At 42.0% G+C, this 19,308-nt stretch carries 17 protein-coding genes and 1 pseudogene; 10 read left to right on the top strand and 8 right to left on the bottom strand.

The window, feature by feature from the left end; all coding sequences use genetic code 11:
* Nucleotides 1-212: 212 nt before the first annotated feature.
* Genes BLP85_RS08355 through BLP85_RS08345 form a run of 3 tightly spaced genes read left to right on the top strand, consistent with a single transcriptional unit; the run spans nucleotide 213 to nucleotide 2,776 of the window.
* Nucleotides 213-1,652, top strand: a complete 1,440-nt coding sequence (locus BLP85_RS08355) for a cytochrome ubiquinol oxidase subunit I (protein WP_092819654.1) — start codon at nucleotides 213-215, stop codon at nucleotides 1,650-1,652.
* Nucleotides 1,649-2,653, top strand: coding sequence for a cytochrome d ubiquinol oxidase subunit II (gene cydB / locus BLP85_RS08350; RefSeq protein ID WP_092819653.1), 1,005 nt, complete (start codon nucleotides 1,649-1,651; stop codon nucleotides 2,651-2,653). The genes BLP85_RS08355 and cydB overlap by 4 nt, the downstream gene beginning before the upstream one ends.
* A 9-nt stretch (nucleotides 2,654-2,662) precedes the next feature.
* Entirely contained in the window at nucleotides 2,663-2,776 is a 114-nt protein-coding gene (locus BLP85_RS08345; RefSeq protein WP_086198210.1) for a DUF2474 domain-containing protein, read from the top strand.
* A gap of 127 nt (nucleotides 2,777-2,903) precedes the next feature.
* Here the strand turns inward: BLP85_RS08345 and BLP85_RS08340 are convergent, their stop codons facing one another.
* Both BLP85_RS08340 and BLP85_RS08335 read right to left on the bottom strand, forming a co-directional pair.
* Complete coding sequence (locus tag BLP85_RS08340; protein WP_092819652.1) at nucleotides 2,904-3,458, bottom strand: thermonuclease family protein; 555 nt, start codon at nucleotides 3,456-3,458, stop codon at nucleotides 2,904-2,906.
* Nucleotides 3,459-3,823: 365 nt separating this feature from the next.
* On the bottom strand, nucleotides 3,824-4,741 hold the full coding sequence (locus tag BLP85_RS08335; RefSeq protein WP_092819651.1) for a LysR family transcriptional regulator: 918 nt from the start codon (nucleotides 4,739-4,741) through the stop codon (nucleotides 3,824-3,826).
* 91 nt (nucleotides 4,742-4,832) lie between these two features.
* Between BLP85_RS08335 and BLP85_RS08330 the strand changes: the two genes are divergently transcribed.
* From BLP85_RS08330 to BLP85_RS08305, 6 genes are all read left to right on the top strand, one after another.
* On the top strand, nucleotides 4,833-6,077 hold the full coding sequence (locus BLP85_RS08330) for an acyl-CoA dehydrogenase family protein (RefSeq protein ID WP_092819650.1): 1,245 nt from the start codon (nucleotides 4,833-4,835) through the stop codon (nucleotides 6,075-6,077).
* Nucleotides 6,078-6,203: 126 nt separating this feature from the next.
* Nucleotides 6,204-7,325 carry a phosphotransferase family protein gene (locus tag BLP85_RS08325; RefSeq protein ID WP_092819649.1) on the top strand — a complete coding sequence of 374 codons (1,122 nt, stop codon included), beginning with the start codon at nucleotides 6,204-6,206 and terminating at the stop codon, nucleotides 7,323-7,325.
* A complete protein-coding gene (locus BLP85_RS08320) occupies nucleotides 7,322-8,020 on the top strand; it encodes a histidine phosphatase family protein (protein ID WP_092819648.1) in 699 nt (232 codons plus the stop codon). Before BLP85_RS08325 ends, BLP85_RS08320 begins: the two co-directional genes overlap by 4 nt.
* A 26-nt stretch (nucleotides 8,021-8,046) precedes the next feature.
* The gene (locus tag BLP85_RS08315) at nucleotides 8,047-8,790 is read left to right on the top strand and encodes an SDR family oxidoreductase (RefSeq protein ID WP_092819647.1); all 744 of its coding nucleotides are present in this window, start codon (nucleotides 8,047-8,049) and stop codon (nucleotides 8,788-8,790) included.
* A 261-nt stretch (nucleotides 8,791-9,051) separates the two neighbouring features.
* Complete coding sequence (locus tag BLP85_RS08310) at nucleotides 9,052-9,762, top strand: SGNH/GDSL hydrolase family protein (RefSeq protein ID WP_092819646.1); 711 nt, start codon at nucleotides 9,052-9,054, stop codon at nucleotides 9,760-9,762.
* 30 nt (nucleotides 9,763-9,792) lie between these two features.
* Nucleotides 9,793-10,386, top strand: a complete 594-nt coding sequence (locus BLP85_RS08305; protein WP_092819645.1) for a uracil-DNA glycosylase family protein — start codon at nucleotides 9,793-9,795, stop codon at nucleotides 10,384-10,386.
* Nucleotides 10,387-10,407: 21 nt separating this feature from the next.
* Here the strand turns inward: BLP85_RS08305 and BLP85_RS08300 are convergent.
* From BLP85_RS08300 to BLP85_RS08290, 3 genes and pseudogenes are all read right to left on the bottom strand, one after another.
* Nucleotides 10,408-10,889: pseudogene (locus BLP85_RS08300) on the bottom strand (pyridoxamine 5'-phosphate oxidase family protein).
* Nucleotides 10,890-11,090: 201 nt separating this feature from the next.
* A complete protein-coding gene (locus BLP85_RS08295; protein WP_092819644.1) occupies nucleotides 11,091-11,528 on the bottom strand; it encodes a hypothetical protein in 438 nt (145 codons plus the stop codon).
* Nucleotides 11,529-11,830: 302 nt separating this feature from the next.
* Complete coding sequence (locus tag BLP85_RS08290; RefSeq protein WP_092819643.1) at nucleotides 11,831-13,390, bottom strand: phospholipase D family protein; 1,560 nt, start codon at nucleotides 13,388-13,390, stop codon at nucleotides 11,831-11,833.
* Between the two features lie 122 nt (nucleotides 13,391-13,512).
* On the opposite strand from BLP85_RS08290, the gene BLP85_RS08285 reads away from it, so the two are divergent.
* Nucleotides 13,513-14,628 (top strand): S-(hydroxymethyl)glutathione dehydrogenase/class III alcohol dehydrogenase, encoded by a 1,116-nt coding sequence (locus BLP85_RS08285; protein ID WP_092819642.1) that lies wholly within the window; start codon nucleotides 13,513-13,515, stop codon nucleotides 14,626-14,628.
* 53 nt (nucleotides 14,629-14,681) lie between these two features.
* Here BLP85_RS08285 and BLP85_RS08280 read toward each other — a convergent pair whose 3' ends face one another.
* The 3 genes from BLP85_RS08280 to hppD all read right to left on the bottom strand — a co-directional run bounded on the left by BLP85_RS08280 (nucleotide 14,682) and on the right by hppD (nucleotide 18,578).
* Nucleotides 14,682-15,887 (bottom strand): amino acid aminotransferase, encoded by a 1,206-nt coding sequence (locus BLP85_RS08280; protein WP_092819641.1) that lies wholly within the window; start codon nucleotides 15,885-15,887, stop codon nucleotides 14,682-14,684.
* Between the two features lie 31 nt (nucleotides 15,888-15,918).
* Nucleotides 15,919-17,319: an amino acid permease gene (locus BLP85_RS08275; RefSeq protein WP_092819640.1), complete on the bottom strand. Its 1,401-nt coding sequence runs from the start codon at nucleotides 17,317-17,319 to the stop codon at nucleotides 15,919-15,921.
* A 197-nt stretch (nucleotides 17,320-17,516) separates the two neighbouring features.
* Complete coding sequence (hppD, locus tag BLP85_RS08270; protein WP_092819639.1) at nucleotides 17,517-18,578, bottom strand: 4-hydroxyphenylpyruvate dioxygenase; 1,062 nt, start codon at nucleotides 18,576-18,578, stop codon at nucleotides 17,517-17,519.
* Between the last annotated feature and the right edge of the window lie 730 nt (nucleotides 18,579-19,308).

Raw genomic sequence — 19,308 nt, 5'->3', positions numbered from 1 at the left:
CAAAATTTATTGTTAAACATGGCTCAGTCATATCCGCCATTTCAATTCATTGATGAATCATATTTCAAGCCAGCTGTAAAACCAGGAAATAATAAATCAACATACTTTGCTTAAGATTTAGGCGTATCCTGAATAAGGTCAAAACAACAACAGCATATTATTAAGTCGCAACGTGCTTAATCACCACATCAACGAATTAAAAAGGTGATGTTATGAATTTAGGACTAACCGCACTTGAACTGGCCCGAGTTCAATTCGCTTTCACTGTATCGTTTCATATTATTTTCCCCGCCATTTCCATTGGTCTCGCAAGTTTTCTGGCTGTTTTAGAGTGGCGCTGGCTCAGAACCCAAAATCCGGTCTATCAGGACCTGTTTAAATTTTGGGTCAAAATATTTGCCATTGCCTTTGGTATGGGCGTGGTTTCAGGCGTCGTCATGAGTTACCAGTTTGGTACCAACTGGAGTGAATTCTCGCGGGTTTCAGGCAGTGTAACGGGACCGCTGCTGGCCTACGAGGTGCTGACGGCATTCTTTCTGGAAGCAGGCTTTCTGGGCATTATGCTGTTTGGCTGGGGACGGGTGGGGCCTTATGCACACTTCTTTTCTACGGTTATGGTTGCGCTCGGAACATGTATTTCCATGTTCTGGATTCTTTCATCCAACAGCTGGATGCAGACCCCGCAAGGTTTCAGCATTGAAAATGGCATTATTGTTCCGCAAGACTGGCTGGCCATTATATTTAATCCCTCTTTCCCATATCGCTTGGCACATATGGCAATGGCCGCATTCCTGGTTTCCGCCTTACTGGTCGCAGCGACAGCAGCATGGCATTTGCTGAAAGGCCGCAGGGATGAACTGGTCAAAACCTCTTTTTCCATGGCCTTATGGATGATTTTAGCGCTTACGCCTTTACAGGTTTTGATTGGAGACCTGCATGGAATCAACACCTTAAAACACCAGCCTGCAAAGATTGCCGCGATAGAAGGACACTGGGAAACCAATCATAATGAAGGTATGCCTCTGTATTTATTTGGCATTCCAGATATGCAGGCAGAAGAAACCAAGTACGCCATCGGTATTCCAAACGCGGGAAGCCTGATTTTAACCCACTCCCTGAATGGTCAGGTTCAGGGCTTGAAAGAATTTGCACCTGAGGACCGGCCAAATTCCACCATCGTATTCTGGAGCTTCCGGATTATGGTGGGGCTAGGCGTACTGATGCTGTTATTGGCCCTCACCGGTTTATGGTTAAGACGCACAGGTCGCTTCTATGAAAGCCCCGGGTTCCACCGTTTTGCTTTGTGGATGGGACCATCGGGCTTTATTGCCTTGCTTGCAGGCTGGTTTACTACCGAAGTCGGGCGTCAGCCTTGGGTTGTTTATGGCGTGATGAGAACGAAAGATGCCTTATCCCCAGTTTCGGCAGAACAGGTGGGATTAACCCTGATTATCTTTGTCGTGGTCTATTGCGTGGTCTTTGGCATTGGCATTTATTACATGCTCCGAATCATGCATAAGGGTCCGGAATTTGTTCATTTCGTGCCGCATAGTGAAGAAAGGGTTATTCAGGCTTCGCATCGTCCATTGGGCAGTACCGATGAAGAGCTGGATGGTCAGCCGCTCGACAATCAGCAGGAGAATGACAAATGATTGATTTATCTTTTATCTGGATTGTAATTATTGCTGTCGGCGTGCTGATTTATGTGGTGCTGGATGGCTTTGACCTGGGTATTGGCATCTTGTTTCCTTTCTTTAAAACGCAGCAAGAACGTGACGTGATGATGAATACTGTTGCTCCCGTATGGGATGGCAATGAAACCTGGATGGTACTGGGTGGGGCAGGCCTGTTTGCGGCATTTCCCCTGGTGTATTCAACAGTGCTTTCTGCGCTATACCTGCCGATTATTCTGATGGTGGTCGCGCTTATTTTCCGCGGAGTGGCCTTTGAATTCCGTTTCAAATCCAGACGAAACCGACATCTTTGGGACATGGCCTTTATTGGCGGCTCGATTTTAACCGGATTTTTTCAGGGCATCATTCTCGGCGCTTATATTCAGGGCATCAAAACCACCAATGGCGTTTATACGGGAGGTGGACTGGACTGGCTTACGCCGTTTTCAGTATTTACCGGAATTAGTGTGGTGGTATTGTATGCCACTTTGGGCTGTGGATGGCTGATCTTTAAAACTGAGGCAGACTTGCAAAATCGAATGTTTCAACTCATGCCGAAGCTGATTGTTGCCTTATTCATCATTTTCGGTGCGGTCAGTATTTATACGCCTTTGGCCCATCCTGAAATTGCCGAACGCTGGTTTAGCCAGCCTCAGCTCACCTATTTCAGTCCGGTGCCCATTCTGGTTCTGGTCTTTACCTACCTGGCTTTGCGTGCCTGCAAGCAACGTAAAGAACTGAGTCCATTTATTTATACTCTGGCACTGGTATTTCTGGCCTATACCGGATTTCTGATCAGTTTATGGCCATATATCATTCCACGTTCAGTCACTATCTGGGATGCTGCTGCCCCACAAAGCAGTCAGTTATTTACCCTGATTGGTGCATTACTGCTCATTCCAATCATTATTATTTATACCGCTTTGTCTTACTGGGTATTCCGCGACAAAGTGCGCATTGGTGACCAGGGTTATCATTAGGGAGTAACTATGAAACTTTCACAGACGCAGTGGTTTATTGTGTTGTGGCTAGGTGGATTTTTTGCTTTAGCATTGATTGCTGGAGCATTCCGGCTGCTTGTTCAACTGGCTTATTATCTTTAACTGTTGATCATAAATTTTAAAGTGGTTGGTTTTAGACAAGCCACTTTATTTTTTAACCCGCAAGTTTGATCCATGAGATCAAACTTAAATCTATATTTGAAGATGATTATTTATCTATTCTGAAATTCTATTTATTTCGCTTACGGTAAACACTGGGGCGTACCGGATGCGAATTTTTCCATAAACCTTTTTTCTGCTTCTTGGCCTGATTTTGAAGGGCCAGCCATTTCTGTTTTTGCGTCGGATTTTTAATATATTCCTCATACACCCATGCCGCGCCCCGTTTGACCAGTTCCTGATTGATATTGCGTTTAAAACGGTAAATGACGCCAACACAGCGCCCGTAACGATCGACATCGGTAATTTCGACACGGACCAGTTTGTAATACACCATTTTTTTCACCAGACGCTGAGATTCCTTGCCATAGGTTTGCGTCGACTCTGGAGCATCCACGTAGGCAAAACGCAGTTTGGTTTCTGAGCGACGCAAGTTAAACCGTGTACAGGTTAGGGTATCGCCATCACTCACCGCAATTACTTTGCACCAGTATTTTTTCCCTTTTTTGAAGGGCTTAAATAGGTCAGTAAGGAAAGCATAAATTTTGCGGAAGATAAAAAACAGCACTGCACACAGCAGCATGCCCAATACAATAAGCCAAACAGGGGAGAGATTTGCCAACATAGAAAAATTTGTGGAATCGGACTTGAAAATACCCGCCCAGATTCAACAATAAAAAGATAAAAAAATGAGCTGCTATATTAAGGGAAATCCTGAAAAATGACGGCTTGAGAAATAGCCAAACAAGCTCAAAACCCTTGCCAATGCAGTATTTCGGCTACTTATTCAGCAAAAGGTGATACCGGAATAAATAAATCATTCAGATCTATAAAAATATCCAAAATAGCCTAAGTAGTATTGAATTGATCAATTCAAGATGATTATTCACTATGCAAAAAAGAGTCATAAAACGCTTCATTTCTAAAGATGGCAGCTGCTAATTGTATTTATAAATAGCCTAAGCAAATTAAATATTCTATCAAAATAGCCTAAGCGAAAATTTTAGAAATTTCGCTGCGCAAAAACTGATGACGCGAATTATCTTTCAGATCTTTATGCCAATACATCCCCAGATAAATAAGCGGCAAGTCTACAGGTACCGGAAAAATATTTAACGATGGAGGAACTTGTAAATGATCCAGCAAATTTTGAGGAATAGTTAAAACCGCTTGAGGGTTTAGCAGCAAAATCTGTAAAGCTGTTGAATAGTGCTGACAGCGCAAAAAAATCTGCCGAGACAGCTGTTTACGGTTTAAATAAATATCTTCTACTAAAACGCCAGTACGACGAGAGGAAACGCCAATATGCGGAGCAGCCAGGTACAGCTGTTCAGTCATTTCCGGTTGCTGGGTACACACCACAAACTGATCTTGTAGCAGCTTCTGAAATTGAATTTTCTCACCAAAGTTTTGTTCCAGATCAATGACAAAGTCTATTTGCTGGGTCGCGAGGTCAGTCGCCATGCTTTTACGGTCGAGCTTGCTGCTAAAAAATTGTATGTACAGATCCAAGCTTTGAAAGTGCTGAACCAGTTTGGGAAAAATGATCGGTTCAATTTCATCATGTACTGCAATTTTTAAACTTTGCACCATACCAGGTTCAAAACTCTGTTTTTGCATTGAAATGTGTTGAATGGCAAACAGTGCATTTTTAATGACGGGATAAATTTGCTCGGCAAATGGAGTAGGCAACATTTTGCTGCCGGCACGTGCAAATAAATCGTCCTGTAAATGCTGTCTTAAACGCTGTAAGGCATGGCTGGCAGCAGATTGGCTAATACATAAAATCTGTGCAGCCTTGGAAATGCTTTTTTGTTCATAAACTGCAATAAATAAGGGATATAAATTAATGTCTATGCGATGAAAAACACCCAGATCAACCATGGCTTTATTATGAATACTGTTCATAGTTTTGTATTGAATTAAATCATTTCATTCATAATAGGTTTCAGGTTATGTTGTTGTAAAGATCAGATAATATATTTTGAGGGAAATGACCATGTTCGAGCTGTCAGCACGTGCACAGGATTATATTGAAAGAACAAAAAAGTTCATTAAGGAAGAAATTGAACCGGTGGAAACCGAGTTCTGGAATGATGTTCATGAGCTCAATCAAGGAGGGGATTGGACAACATGGCAATGGCCCACTCAACTGGAAATATTAAAAAACAAGGCCAAAGAAGCCGGTTTATGGAATATGTTTTTGCCCGATCCTGTTCTGGGGCAAGGGCTTTCCGTTCAGGAATATGCACACATTGCCGAGCTTTCCGGCCGTAGTTTAATTGCACCAATCGTATTTAACTGTAATGCGCCCGATAGCGGCAACATGGAAGTATTGTGGCGTTATGGTTCTGAACAACAGAAACAACAGTGGCTCACGCCATTGCTTGAAGGAAAAATCCGTTCGGTTTTTTGCATGACTGAACCTGCTGTAGCATCCTCTGATGCCACCAATATGCAGGCAACGGCGGTTATCGAGGGAGATGAAATTGTTTTGAATGGCCGCAAATGGTGGTCATCCGGTTTGGGCGATCCCAATGCCAAAATCATCATTTTTATGGCCCATACGCCTGACGCAAGCAAAGACCGTCATCATCAACATTCCATGGTACTGGTTCCGATAGATACTGCCGGGGTGAAAATCGAACGTATGCTGCCTGTGTTTGGGGATTATGATGCGCCTCATGGTCACGGCGAAATCAGCTTTAATAATGTACGTGTGCCTGTAGCCAATTTTATTGGCGGTGCAGGCCAAGGGTTCGAAATTGCCCAGGGTCGGTTGGGACCAGGCCGTATTCATCATTGCATGCGCTGTATTGGCGCGGCGGAAAAATCTTTAGAGCTGATGATTGACCGGGGTATGAGCCGTACTGCTTTTGGCAAGGAAATTTTAAAACTGGGTGGTAATCTGGAGCGCGTTGCAGAAGCGCGTGTAGCCATTGATCAGGCACGATTACTTACACTTTATGCTGCTTACAAGATGGATACTTTAGGTAATATGGCAGCACTGACTGAAATTTCAGCGATTAAAGTGGTTGCGCCAAGCGTGCTGGAAAAAGTCGTTGATATGGCCATGCAGATACACGGGGGTGCTGGCGTATCACGAGATACGCCACTGACCGGTTTCTTTGCCCAGGCACGCAGTTTACGTCTGGCCGATGGTCCGGATGAAGTGCATAAAGGCATGATTGCCAAACTTGAACTGGCTAAACGCGGTTATCGTTCAAGTCGTAAAAAAGATTAATTAGCGAAATATAGGCTGAGGCTTCTTACAACTTACCTGAAAATTTTGCTGTTTATGAACAGTGAATTAGGTATAAATAAGCAAGCTAAGAAGTCTTTTTGAAATTGAAGATTTAGGGAAAAAACAATGTCAGTGATTGATGTGGGTGGAACGGTCCGTCAGGGTGAAGAGCTAGATGTCATGGCTGTTGAGCATTGGCTCAAAGCACAAGGCATTGATTTACAAGGTCAGGTCGAAGTCACGCAATATTCAGGTGGGGCGTCTAACTGGACGTATCGTTTAAAATATGATAACACGGACTTGATTTTACGTCGCCCGCCTAAAGGGACCAAAGCCAAATCTGCACACGATATGGCACGTGAATATAACGTGCAAAAAAATCTGGCACCTTTCTATCCAGTCTTGCCGGAAATGGTGGCCTTGTGTCAGGACGAATCTGTAATTGGCTGCGACTTCTATGTCATGAAGCGAGTGGAAGGCATTATTCCACGCGCCAATTTACCCAAAGCGCTCAATTTTAATGAATCCCAGGTTCGGGAATTATGTATCAATGTCATCGATAAACTGATTGAATTGCATCAGGTGCCTTATGCTGGGACAGAACTGGAAAAGCTCGGCAAGGGCGACGGATACTGTCGCCGTCAGGTAGAAGGTTGGGATGCCCGTTATGAAAAAGCCAAAACCTTAAATGTGCCTTCCTTTAAATATGTCCGTCACTGGCTGAAAGACAATATTCCTGCCGATTCCACCAGCTGCATTATTCACAATGACTGGCGTTTTGATAATGTGATTTTAGATCCGAAGCATCCGACTCAGGTGATTGGGGTGCTGGACTGGGAAATGGCTACTCTTGGTGATCCTTTAATGGACCTAGGTTCAGCTCTCGCGTATTGGGTTGAAGAAAGCGACAATCATATTTTTAAAGCGACGCGTCGTCAGCCCACTAATTTAAAAGGCATGTTCACACGTCAGGAAGTCGTGGATTATTATTTGCAAAAAACCGGCTTACAGACCCATAACTGGACCTTTTATGAAGTGTTCGGCATTTTCCGTTTGGCTGTAATTGCACAGCAAATCTATTACCGTTATTACCATAAGCAGACCAATAATCCAGCCTTTAAAGATTTCTGGGTGGTGATTCATGCCTTGCATATCCGTGCACTTAAATTGATTGGTCTGCAAAAAATTGAAGCCAATGAACTGGCACAAAAATATATCGCGAAATTTAAGGAACTGATGCCAACATGACCACAATCTATCTGATTCGTCACGGACAAGCTTCATTTGGAGAGGAAAGTTATGACCAACTTTCCCCAAACGGCGAATTACAGGCGAAATTATTGGGACAATATTTCGACCAAATTCTAAAAGAAGCTCCTTATGTGGTGTCAGGCTCAATGCAGCGTCATCAACAGACAGCCAATCTGGCTTTGGCTGAATGTTTTCCTGAAACCGAGATTCAGACTGACAGCGCATGGAATGAGTTCAATCACCAGCAGGTTTTTGCCAGATACGAGCCACGTTTTAATGAACCGCATCTGTTAAAGCAGGATGTCGCCAAGGAAGATAATCCTCGGGCTTATCTGGCCAAAATTTTTGAAGGGGCGATTGAGCGCTGGACGGGTGGTGACTATCACCATGAATATGATGAATCCTGGCCGCATTTTAAAAACCGGGTTGAAACAGCATTGCAAAATTTATGCAATGAACTGGCCAAAATTAAACCGCGTTATGCCGTGGTGTTTACTTCGGGTGGGGTGATTTCGGTGGCTGCAGGAAAACTGTTAGAGCTGAATGCCAACAGGACTTTTGCCTTAAACTGGGCAATCGCCAATACTAGCATCACCACACTGCGTCTGGTGGGAAATGAACCGCAATTACTGAGCTTGAATGAACATCATTTTATTAAGGCCGAAGATCCAAGCTTACTGACCTGGATCTGATTAAAAAAATAGCAAAGGAAGAAAACATGGCAAAAACAATTTTAATTACCGGGGCAAGTTCAGGGATTGGTGCAGGTATGGCACGTGAATTTGCACAAAAAGGCTATAACCTTGCCATCTGCGCCCGTCGTTTGGAGCGTCTGGAAACTTTAAAACAAGAGCTGGAAAGCAAATACGGCGTAAAAGTCATTGCAAAAGCATTAGACGTAACCCATTACGACCAGGTGTTTGAAGTGTTCCGTGCATTTAAAGCGGAATTTGGCACCATCGACCGTATTATTGTCAATGCCGGTGTGGGGGAGGGTCGCCGGATTGGTAAAGGCAATTTTGAAATTAACAAGGCGACCGTCGAAACCAACTTCATTTCTGCTTTGGCACAATGTGAAGCTGCGGTGGAAATTTTCCGTGCGCAAAATGCAGGTCATCTGGTGATGATTTCATCCATGAGTGCGATGCGTGGCATGCCGAAACATTTAACCGCATATGGCGCCAGCAAAGCCGGAGTGGCTCACCTGGCTGAAGGCATCCGTGCCGAACTGATTGATACCCCGATTAAAGTCACCACCATTTTCCCGGGTTATATTCGTACAGAACTGAATGAAGGGGCCAAAAAACTGCCTTTTGAGGTGGATGAAAAAACCGGTTCGCATTTACTGGTCAAGGCCATTGAAAAGGCACCAGTCAAAGCGTATGTGCCACAGTGGCCATGGTTGCCTTTAGGCTTGGCCATGAAAGTATTGCCGCTGAAACTGGTCAACAAGTTGGGTTAATTTCGAATTATAAACAGCCCATTCGATGGGCTGTTTTTATATTGCTTAGATTAGCATTTGAAGTGCAATACCATCTTCTTGCCATCATACCTGACTTGGAATTTTCAAGCAGATGGCAAAGATTATCAGCCCTAGATTACTACTGACCTGATGCAGCACATTTACTATTTAATTCGATGAAAATTATTATAATTTAAGTCAATGCTTCTCACCCCATAAACTCCTATATTGATACGCATACCATTTTGAATTTCATTGTTTATGCTGCTAAAAATTTCAACTATCGTGCTGATTCCATCGCTGATTATTCAAGGCAATGCCGTTAAGAAGAATACTCTACGTTTAGCAGAACCAGCAGGACCACGTCAGGGGACGGTCGGAACTGGAAAAGCGCTGTCTGTTTTAATTATCGGAGATTCGGCAGCCGCTGGAGTCGGTGTTGAAACTCAGGAAGATGCTTTACTCGGTGCAGTGTTGAAGCAGTTACAAGATGCTTATGAAATAAGTTATCAACTTGAAGCCACCACCGGTCATAGCAGCGGACAAGTAATTCAGACGGTAAAGAATATGTCCCATCAACACTTCGACGTGGTCATTACTTCTGTCGGGGTGAACGATATTACAAAACTGATGCAGCCTAAAGACTGGATTCAAAAGCAGCAACAACTTTATGCAGAAATTAACCGGAAATTCACGCCTGAATTGGTTATTGCGTCTGGCGTACCACCGATGAACAGGTTTCCGGCATTACCTCATCCACTGGCCTGGTTATTTGGGCAATATGCCAAAGGCATGAATAAAAATCTTGCCAAATTTGTGCAGCAGCAGAGCAATATGCAATGGATTGAATATGATTTGCAGCGTTTCAAGAGCCTGAATCTGGAAATGGCAAAGGATGGTTTTCATCCCAGCAAGGAAATTTATACACTTTGGGGCAAGCAGGTAGCAGATAAAATCCGTCAAATGTTTTAAATTAAACTGAATACGGATAAATGGACTGTTATGAGCACCGAACTGGAAATAGAAACTCATCCACTGGAACCTTTTTTACCTGCAAATGCCAAATTGCTGATGATGGGCAGCTTTCCGCCGCCTAAAACCCGCTGGAAAATGGAGTTCTATTATCCAAACTATCAAAATGACATGTGGAAAATTTTTGGTTTGGCATTCTTTGGTAATAAAGAACACTTTTTAGATATTGCCAATAAAAACTTCAAGGAACAGCAGATCCGTGATTTCTTGATGCAAAAGGGGATCGCAATTTTTGATACGGCCTATCAAATTATTCGTTTAAAAGGCAATGCTTCGGATAAATTTCTGCACATTGCTCAAGCGACCGATTTAAGCAAACTTCTACAGCAAATTCCTGAATGCCACAGCATTATGACCACCGGCGATAAAGCAACAGATACCCTGATGCTTTCCATGCCCGAAGCTACGGAAAAACCGAAAATTGGACAGCCCTCCAAAGCCTGTTTTGCTGAACGCGAGCTGACTTTATACCGAATGCCATCTTCATCCCGAGCCTATCCACTTGCTTTGGAGAAAAAGGCCGAAGCTTATACTCAGTTATTTAAAGAGATAGGCTTACTATAAGTAAGTTTGAAATATCTGTTTTTAGGCGAAAGGCATCATTTTCGGATATTTAACCCATCTAAAAGCCTGCACCTGAAAATCACATACATGGGTAAAATCGGACCAGATGAGCTGGCTGCCTTTTGTCCATTTTAGACTTTGGATACGTCGTGAAATTTGAGCCAGTTCTTCGGCATTGGCAAGTCTAAGATCACCAATTTCCACGTACAGTCGAACGCCAGGATAATCACTAAATTCGCCTTTAAATAAGGCTTTTAACCAGAATAAGCGGCTACTGTTGACTGCCTGAATGCAGGCTTTGCTATTTTTCGGCAAATTCTGTTGCAACGATTCAGTATAGGTATCAAAGAAAAAACGTTCTGGTGATCCTTTAAAAATAATGTGCTTATAGGGCAGATAGTGGGCTGCATATGTTGATCGACTGTAGCAATCGAACAATGCATTGCAGCACGTTGTGCATCATTCACCACTTTGCAGATATGTTGCCATTCTTGTGTTTTCATTTTATTTTTTCCTTTTTATTTTTTTAATATTGTTCAGTAAGATGAATATCAACCATTTAGATCATTTAAACATGAATGAGGCGTTATCTACATTCATTCACTTGACTGGTTATTCATAGCAATTTTAGGCAAATGTGCAGGATGCATGTATTAAATAAAAACTATTAAAACATGAGATTTGAGTTTGAATAGTCCACAAAGCTATCCATCATATTCGACATAGTCCCATAAATTTAATCGGGCTTTAATTTCTTTACGGATATTTGGCAACATCGGCAGCAGGATTCCGTCAATCCATAGGCTTAAGGCCTGAGCAGAAATCAGTTGTTCATCGGCATCAATCAGTTTTGCACCCTTGACCATCACCAGGGTTTCTTCACTCGCTTCGGTTTCAATACCCTTAAACAGGACCTGAAGTTCAAAACCGGTATCCTGAATCAGCCATTCCAGTTCCAGCTGTACATTTTGAGTGGATTTTAAAACGGCCTGGCCTTCAATCAATTCTGAATCGGACTGGCAATCGTGCTCGACCCGAACTTTCGCCAAAAACCAGTCTTGAGCACCCAAATCGTCAAGCGTTTTATACGGCGTTAAAATATCACTTAAATTAAATTGACGGCTTAAATCAAAAAATTGCATTGCAGAAGATCACGATAGGGAGAGAGTTGAGTTAAATACTCGAAAAGAGGAATGTTAAATCAAATCTGGAAACGAGTAAAAGCTTTGTGTGGATTGATCTAAAATATGTATAAATCTCCGTTAATCTCTTATAAGTCATAACAAGCAGGTAAATTAAGGTAATACCAGGTTTGATAGTTGCGAGATGAAATAGGTCGAAACAGGAACATTAAACCTGTTCACATGCAGTAATCTTTTTTAGCGTTGAGATTGTATTAAAAAAGACGAGCTCATTTTTGTACTCAAATGTCATTGGTTTGTCATTACATCATCCATTCAATTGGAAGGTATGACACCATTTGCATGCTAAAACGCTGAAATCTGGTGGATTGAGGATCATGTAAATACTCTGTGCGGGTACCATCTTTATGATGCTCTATCCAGATCACTTCACCTTGTGGATTAAGTTTCAATTCATAGGCAATGAGCGGTAAATATTTATCTAAAGAACTGGAAATTTGTTGTTGCAAGTCATCGGACTCGACCACCAGTCCTACTTCGCTATTTAAATTGGCGGAACGGGGATCAAAATTGGCAGAACCAATAAATACCTTGCCATCTATATCCAAAAACTTGGCATGCAAACTGGAGGCATTTTTCCCTTTAGCTGGAATGACATTACCTGTCATCACTTCATACCAGGTGCGTTTATTGCGTTCGATATAGGGCTTAAATTCATATAGTTTTATCCCGTTTTTCAGTAAATCATGGCGATATTGTCTATAAAAGGCATGTACCAGAGGAACGTCATTGGCGAGGAATGAATTGGTAAGCACTCGAACATTCACGCTGTTTTGGGCTAAACCGGTTAAATAGTCCGTGCCTTTTTGGGTAGGTACAAAATAGGCGGAGACCAGTTCCAGATGTTGTTTCGGTTCGTCCATAATCTGGAAGATCTGACGGTAAATCATTTGATCATTAGATGCCTGGCCGTGAATTTTCCCGGGAGGATCTGCGACAAAATGTGCTTTTGCCCAATTAATCGGGCGATCTTTTAAATGTTCATTGATCTGTTTTTCAGCCAGTTCGATCCGCTTTTTGAGTTGATCTTTTTGTAAGGCAGTCAATTCATAATATTTACGTAATTTGGCAAGCTGTTCTGGACGGCTTTTACCCAGTAGCAATGGGACTGGGTAACTTAAATCATCATACCAAAAGTCATGCAAAACCTTGTTGGCATGCTTCACGGCAGTGCCATAAAACAGAATATCCATATCGGTAAACTGAAAATTGTCACTGGCTTCAAAGTATTCGCGGCTGATGTTGCGACCACCAGTCACCGCTATGGCACCATCGGCAATAATCAGCTTGTTATGCATACGGCGATTGATTTGCTTGAAACGAAAAACATAATCAAACACGCGCAATTTTCTAACCCTGAAGGTGTAGGGATTAAAGATTTTAATTTCAAAGTTTGGATGTTGTGCCAGTTGTTTTAAGGTTGGATCGAGCTGGGAACCGTTCTGGTCATCAATCAATAATCGGATTTTTACCCCTCGGTCTGCGGCCTTGAGCAATTCAGCCAGCATCAGGTGACCAATCGAGTCATCTTCCCAGATGTAGTACTGCAAATCGATATTATATTGCGCCTTATTAATCAGATGCAGCCTTGAAGCAATACTGAGAAAAGCATCATCTAAGGCAAGATAGGCGGTTAAGCCCTGGATAATTTGTGCATCAACATTGGAACCGTTTAACCAGTGCTCGGCATGCACCTGAGTAGGAGACTGCTTTTTGGATTCATTCGTCGGCAAACTGCACCCCGTCATGGTAAAAATTGTAACAGCAAACATGACAGCATGCATGGATGGTCTAATCTGCATAATTGTTATGAAGTCATAAAGTTATAAGTACATATTATCATCATGTTATAGGTTGAATCGGACAATAAAAAGAGGTTACTGTAGCTCATCTGTTAAAGAACCGAACAAAGGATGAATCATTCATGAAATCACGTGCTGCAGTCGCATTTGGTCCAGGTCAACCACTCCAAATTGTTGAAATTGATGTTGCCCCGCCAAAAGCAGGTGAGGTTTTGGTGAAAATTAGCCATACTGGCGTATGTCATACCGATGCGTTTACTTTATCGGGTGAAGATCCTGAAGGTGTTTTTCCGGCGGTATTGGGCCATGAAGGTGCAGGTGTAGTGGTTGAAGTGGGTGAAGGCGTAACCAGCGTGAAACCGGGCGATCACGTTATTCCACTGTATACTGCCGAATGTGGTGAATGTTTATTCTGTAAATCGGGTAAAACCAACCTGTGTGTCGCGGTTCGTGCAACACAAGGTAAGGGTTTGATGCCAGATGGCACCACCCGTTTTTCTTATAATGGTCAGCCGATTTACCACTATATGGGCTGTTCAACCTTCAGTGAATATACCGTAGTCGCTGAAGTATCCCTGGCGAAAATTAATCCTGAAGCGAATCATGAACATGTCTGCTTGCTCGGTTGTGGCGTGACTACCGGTTTGGGTGCGGTGAAAAATACCGCCAAAGTTCAGGAAGGTGACACGGTTGCCGTGTTCGGTTTAGGCGGTATTGGTCTGGCCGTCGTGCAAGGTGCCAAGAAAGCCAAAGCCAGCCGCATTATTGCCATTGATACCAATCCTGAAAAATTCAAGCTGGCTGAACAGTTTGGTGCGACAGAGTTTTTAAACCCTAAAGATTATGACCGTCCAATTCAGGAAGTGATTGTTGAGAAAACTGGCTGGGGCGTAGATCATTCTTTTGAATGTATTGGCAATACTAATGTCATGCGTTCTGCACTGGAATGTGCTCACCGTGGTTGGGGACAATCCATCATTATTGGGGTAGCCGGTGCAGGTCAGGAAATTTCAACCCGTCCATTCCAGCTGGTCACTGGCCGCACCTGGAAAGGTACCGCTTTTGGTGGCGTTAAAGGCCGCTCGCAATTGCCGGGTATGGTGGAAGAAGCCATGAAGGGGGATATTCAATTGGAACCTTTTGTCACTCATACCATGGGACTGGAAAAGATTAACGAAGCCTTTGACTTGATGCATGAAGGTAAATCGATTCGTACCGTAATCCACTTCGAAGACTAAGCCATCTTCAAATTAAAAAACGGGCAATTTGCCCGTTTTTTTATCCCTTGAATTTAAGCCGTGGCTTTAATGACTTCGGCAATGGATTCAGCCACATAATCAATATTGCTTAAATTTAAACCTGCTGCGCACATGCGGCCACTACGTACCAGGTAAATGCCGTATTGATTTTTGAGAATATCGACCTGTTCAGCACTCAGGCCGGTATAGCTAAACATGCCTTGCTGTTTGACCAGATAGCTAAAGTCACGTTCTGGCAAAGCCTGACTGAGTTTATCTTTTAGAATCTCACGCATTTGAATAATACGTTCACGCATTTCTTGCAGTTCAGCTTTCCATAATGCAGTCAGCTGTTCATCATGCAAGACATTATTCACGAGCAATGCCCCAGTCGTTGCCGGACTTGAATAGATACGGCGTACTGTCGCTTTTAGCTGGCCCAATACTTTTTGTGCAGTGGCCGAATCATCACAGACAAAAGTTAAACCGCCGACACGTTCGCCATAGAGCGAGAAAATTTTGGAAAATGAATTGCTGACAATAAAATTCATGCCGGCCTGATCGAGTACGCGAATCGCATAGGCATCTTGCTCCAGGCCTTGACCAAAACCTTGATAGGCAATGTCGAGGAACGGAATCAGATCCCGTTTTTGCAAGACTTCAATCACCTGATCCCATTCCGCAGCGGTTAAGTCTGCGCCGGTCGGGTTATGGCAACAAGGGTGTAATAACACAATGCTTTTTGCCGGAAGCTGGCTTAATTTTTCCAGCATTGCTGGCACATTAACGCCGTTGGTTGTGGCATCAAAATAAGGGTAGAAATGCGAGTGAATGCCGGCACCGTTAAAAATGGCAATGTGGTTTTCCCAGGTCGGCTGGCTGACCCAGACATCAGATTCCGGAAAATATTTTTTCAGAAAATCCGCACCGACTTTGAGTGCGCCAGAACCGCCTAAAGTCTGGATGGTAACCGCGCGTCCATCACGGCGCGCCGGACTGTTTTCTCCCAGAACCAAAGCTTGAGTGGCCTGATTATAAGGTTTCAAACCATCCATTGGTAAATACAGCTTGACCTGTTCATTGCTTGCTTCAATATTCTTATAGGCTGCTTTGACCGCTTCAAGTTGAGGCACAATATTGTCTTCATTGTAATAAAGTCCAATACTTAAATTCACTTTTTGTGTCCGTTCATCTTTAGCAAATTCTTCCATCAAAGAAAGAATCGGATCACCTGCATATGCATCAACATGTTGGAACATGAATACATCCTTCGTTATGGAGTAAAACAAATCAAGCCTTCGGTATAGAACGCATTTTATCTTTTAATGCTAATTGATGGTCCGAAATTTTCTTATTTTTAAAGAAATAGGCAATCAAGAGTAATGAAATCCAGACCGGAATCATCAGAACCGCAATACGCATATCGGGAGTTTGACTCATAATCAGCAAAATACCGCCCATAAAAACAATGCAGACATAATTTGTAAACGGGTAGGCAATGCTGGGAAATTGGGTTGAAGCATTCATGGCTAGCATGTGTTTTTTGAATTTTAAATGCGTATACGAAATAACCACCCAGTTAATTACAATTGCAGCAACCACCAGCATCATCAGTAAATTAAAAGCTTTTTCGGGAAATAGGTAATTGATGAGTACGCAGATTAAAGTAAAAAAAGCAGAGACCATGACAGCATTGACCGGAATGCCACGGGGATTAATTTTACGCAAAAATCCAGGCGCATTGCCTTGTTGTGCCAGGCCCAACAACATGCGGCTGGTACAATAATTGGTGCTGTTATATACAGAAACAGCCGCAGTCAGAACCACAAAATTTAAAATCGTCGCCACTGTTTGACTGCCCAGGGAATCAAAAATAAGGACAAAAGGGCTGCCGCCTTGTGCCATTTGGTTCCAGGGATACAGCGACAAAATAATCACCAAACTCAGGATATAAAATAACAGAACCCGATAAACAATTTGGTTGATGGCTTTGGGTAAAGTCTTTTGCGGATTATCGGTTTCCGCAGCTGCAACACCGACCAATTCAATACCGCCAAATGCAAACATGATCATCGCCATGGCCATGACCAAACCCATGACACCATTCGGGAAAAAACCGCCCAATTCCCATAGGTTTTGCATGCTGGATTGTGTACCACCGCTACCGCTTGCGAGTAAGTAACTCCCAAAGGCAATCATGGCGATGATGGCCAATACTTTAATAATGGCTAACCAGAATTCCATTTCACCAAACAATTTAACATGTAAAAGATTAATCACATTAATAAAAATAAAGAAGCCTAGGGCGGAAACCCAGGTCGGAATTTCTGGCCACCAATAATGAATGTAAAGACCAATTGCACTTAGTTCGGCCATACAGACCAAAATATTCAATACCCAGTAATTCCATCCCGACATAAAACCGGCAAATTTGCCCCAGTATTTATAGGCAAAATGACTAAACGAGCCGCTCACTGGCTCTTCTACAATCATTTCACCCAATTGGCGCATCATTAAAAAAGCGATCAGTCCGGCTATGGCATACCCTAAAATTACCGATGGGCCCGCAAGCTTAATGGTTTGAGCAATACCCAGGAATAGTCCGGTGCCAATGGAGCCACCCAGTGCAATTAGCTGGATATGACGGTTACTTAAACCTTTTTTCAGGTTTCCTTGTTCAATTTGCTGCATTTTCTATCTTCATCCATGCTGAGATAGTGCTCTATTGAGATGAATGCAATTATATTTAATTCTTGTTTTATTCAAGCATCAGAGCAGTATCAGAAATATTATTGAAATCATTTAATTCAGAGGTAAATCTACTATGTACACAGCCATGTATGTACATAGAAAATCATCACAACTTTGATTAAAAGATTGAACTGAGATTAAGCTTTTGAAATATCCAGTACACCACGTTTAATCTGGTCACGTTCAATCGATTCAAACAAGGCCTTGAAGTTACCTTCACCAAAACCGTCATCATCTTTACGTTGAATAAATTCAAAAAATACCGGACCCAGCATATTTTCAGAGAAGATCTGCAACAACAAACGCTTGTCGTCATTTTGTGTATTGCCATCCAGCAGAATGCCACGCTTTTGCAGTTCATCGGTCGGTTCACCATGATTGGGTAAACGATCTTGCAGCATTTCATAATAAGTGTTGGGTGGCGGCGTCATAAATTTGGCACCCAAAGCTTTTAATTTATCCCAAGTTGCAATCAGGTCATCGGTAATAAAAGCAATATGCTGAATACCTTCACCATTAAAATCACTTAAAAATTCGGCAATTTGACCATTGCCTTTGTCAGAATCTTCATTCAGCGGGATACGGATTTTTCCATCAGGCGCGGTGAGGGCTTTTGAAGTTAAACCGGTATATTCACCTTTAATATCGAAATAACGAATTTCCTGAAAATTAAAAATTCTTTCATAAAAATCTGACCAGTATTGCATACGGCCTTTATAGACATTATGGGTTAAATGATCGATTTCTTTTAATCCTGTTCCTACCGGATGTGAATTGACATCATTAAAGAAGATGAAATCGCTTTGGTAAATATCACGGTCGACCAGGAAAATAGGCGAGCCACCAATCCCTTTAATGGCCGGAATGTTGAGCTCCATTGGACCAATTTTTGAATAAATCGGCTCTGCACCTAATTCAATGGCCTTATGAAAGGCTTTGGCGGCATCTAGGGTTTTAAAGCCCATTGCGCATGCAGAAGGTCCGTGTTCTTTAAAGAAAAATGCTGCATAAGATTCTGGTTGATAATTGAGAATGATATTAATGTTGCCTTGACGCCATAAATACACATTTTTAGACTTATGCTTTGCAACTTTGCTAAAACCAAGCGTTTGAAAAATTCCATCTAGATCGCCATCTTTAGATACGAATTCAATAAACTCAAATCCACAAAGTTCTAAAGGGTTTGCTAGCTTATCCATACAACATCCTCATTTTCTTAAAGCAATCCTATTGCCTGTTTTTTAAGAGATTCACTTTTAAACAAACGAGAAAAATCATATTAATCATTTAAATTTTTATGACAAATCCGTTTGTCTCATCCTTTATTTATCGCTGTGGTTCCCAGGTGAAGTGCAAACCTTATACGATAAATTCGATTTATTTTCACATCATACGGTGGGCTTTTTATTATGCAATACATAAGTAAATTACGTATTATGTAATATTTTGACTTAATGGATTTATCTTATAACATAAAGTAATGATATATATAAAATATTGTTTTGTATTTTTGAGGTTCATTTTCTGGGTCAATAATTGTTTTTTTTTGTAACTGTAATTATCGCTTAAGCACTAAAATTGCTTTATCAGCTTGTTATTTATATAAATTAAATGTCTATTTTAGAAATGAAGAAATTGAATTTCGATCGAATAAAAATAATTTAGCCCATTGATGCGGTGAGAGCTAAAAAAGTAATGAGCAGAGGATTTACACGTTTTTTAAAACTGGTCCAACTGCAGCGTTTAAGGGCAGTTTTTACACCAGGTATAAACAAAAGTTTAATGATTGATGTCGTTTTATTTTAAATAAAACTATTGTCAAATATGGCAATACAGCGTATTTTAATTTCAAGATACATACTTTTTTGAAGCAATAAAGATGTTAAAGCAACCTGTACTCTCAAACGCAACTTATTACTTTTGGCAATT

The organism is Acinetobacter kookii (assembly GCF_900096895.1).
Taxonomy (GTDB): Bacteria; Pseudomonadota; Gammaproteobacteria; order Pseudomonadales; family Moraxellaceae; genus Acinetobacter; species Acinetobacter kookii.
Note: the sequence above shows the minus strand (reverse complement) of the source record. Positions and strands in the feature narration are given on the sequence as shown.

Coding starts and splice junctions, on each gene's coding strand:
- cydB (WP_092819653.1), top strand. CDS start 1,649: ATGATTGATTTATCTTTTATCTGGATTGTAATTATTGCTGTCGGCGTG.
- BLP85_RS08285 (WP_092819642.1), top strand. CDS start 13,513: ATGAAATCACGTGCTGCAGTCGCATTTGGTCCAGGTCAACCACTCCAA.
- BLP85_RS08340 (WP_092819652.1), bottom strand. CDS start 3,458: ATGTTGGCAAATCTCTCCCCTGTTTGGCTTATTGTATTGGGCATGCTG.
- hppD (WP_092819639.1), bottom strand. CDS start 18,578: ATGGATAAGCTAGCAAACCCTTTAGAACTTTGTGGATTTGAGTTTATT.
- BLP85_RS08320 (WP_092819648.1), top strand. CDS start 7,322: ATGACCACAATCTATCTGATTCGTCACGGACAAGCTTCATTTGGAGAG.
- BLP85_RS08295 (WP_092819644.1), bottom strand. CDS start 11,528: ATGCAATTTTTTGATTTAAGCCGTCAATTTAATTTAAGTGATATTTTA.
- BLP85_RS08345 (WP_086198210.1), top strand. CDS start 2,663: ATGAAACTTTCACAGACGCAGTGGTTTATTGTGTTGTGGCTAGGTGGA.
- BLP85_RS08325 (WP_092819649.1), top strand. CDS start 6,204: ATGTCAGTGATTGATGTGGGTGGAACGGTCCGTCAGGGTGAAGAGCTA.
- BLP85_RS08275 (WP_092819640.1), bottom strand. CDS start 17,319: ATGCAGCAAATTGAACAAGGAAACCTGAAAAAAGGTTTAAGTAACCGT.
- BLP85_RS08280 (WP_092819641.1), bottom strand. CDS start 15,887: ATGTTCCAACATGTTGATGCATATGCAGGTGATCCGATTCTTTCTTTG.
- BLP85_RS08330 (WP_092819650.1), top strand. CDS start 4,833: ATGTTCGAGCTGTCAGCACGTGCACAGGATTATATTGAAAGAACAAAA.
- BLP85_RS08305 (WP_092819645.1), top strand. CDS start 9,793: ATGAGCACCGAACTGGAAATAGAAACTCATCCACTGGAACCTTTTTTA.
- BLP85_RS08355 (WP_092819654.1), top strand. CDS start 213: ATGAATTTAGGACTAACCGCACTTGAACTGGCCCGAGTTCAATTCGCT.
- BLP85_RS08315 (WP_092819647.1), top strand. CDS start 8,047: ATGGCAAAAACAATTTTAATTACCGGGGCAAGTTCAGGGATTGGTGCA.
- BLP85_RS08290 (WP_092819643.1), bottom strand. CDS start 13,390: ATGCAGATTAGACCATCCATGCATGCTGTCATGTTTGCTGTTACAATT.
- BLP85_RS08310 (WP_092819646.1), top strand. CDS start 9,052: ATGCTGCTAAAAATTTCAACTATCGTGCTGATTCCATCGCTGATTATT.
- BLP85_RS08335 (WP_092819651.1), bottom strand. CDS start 4,741: ATGAACAGTATTCATAATAAAGCCATGGTTGATCTGGGTGTTTTTCAT.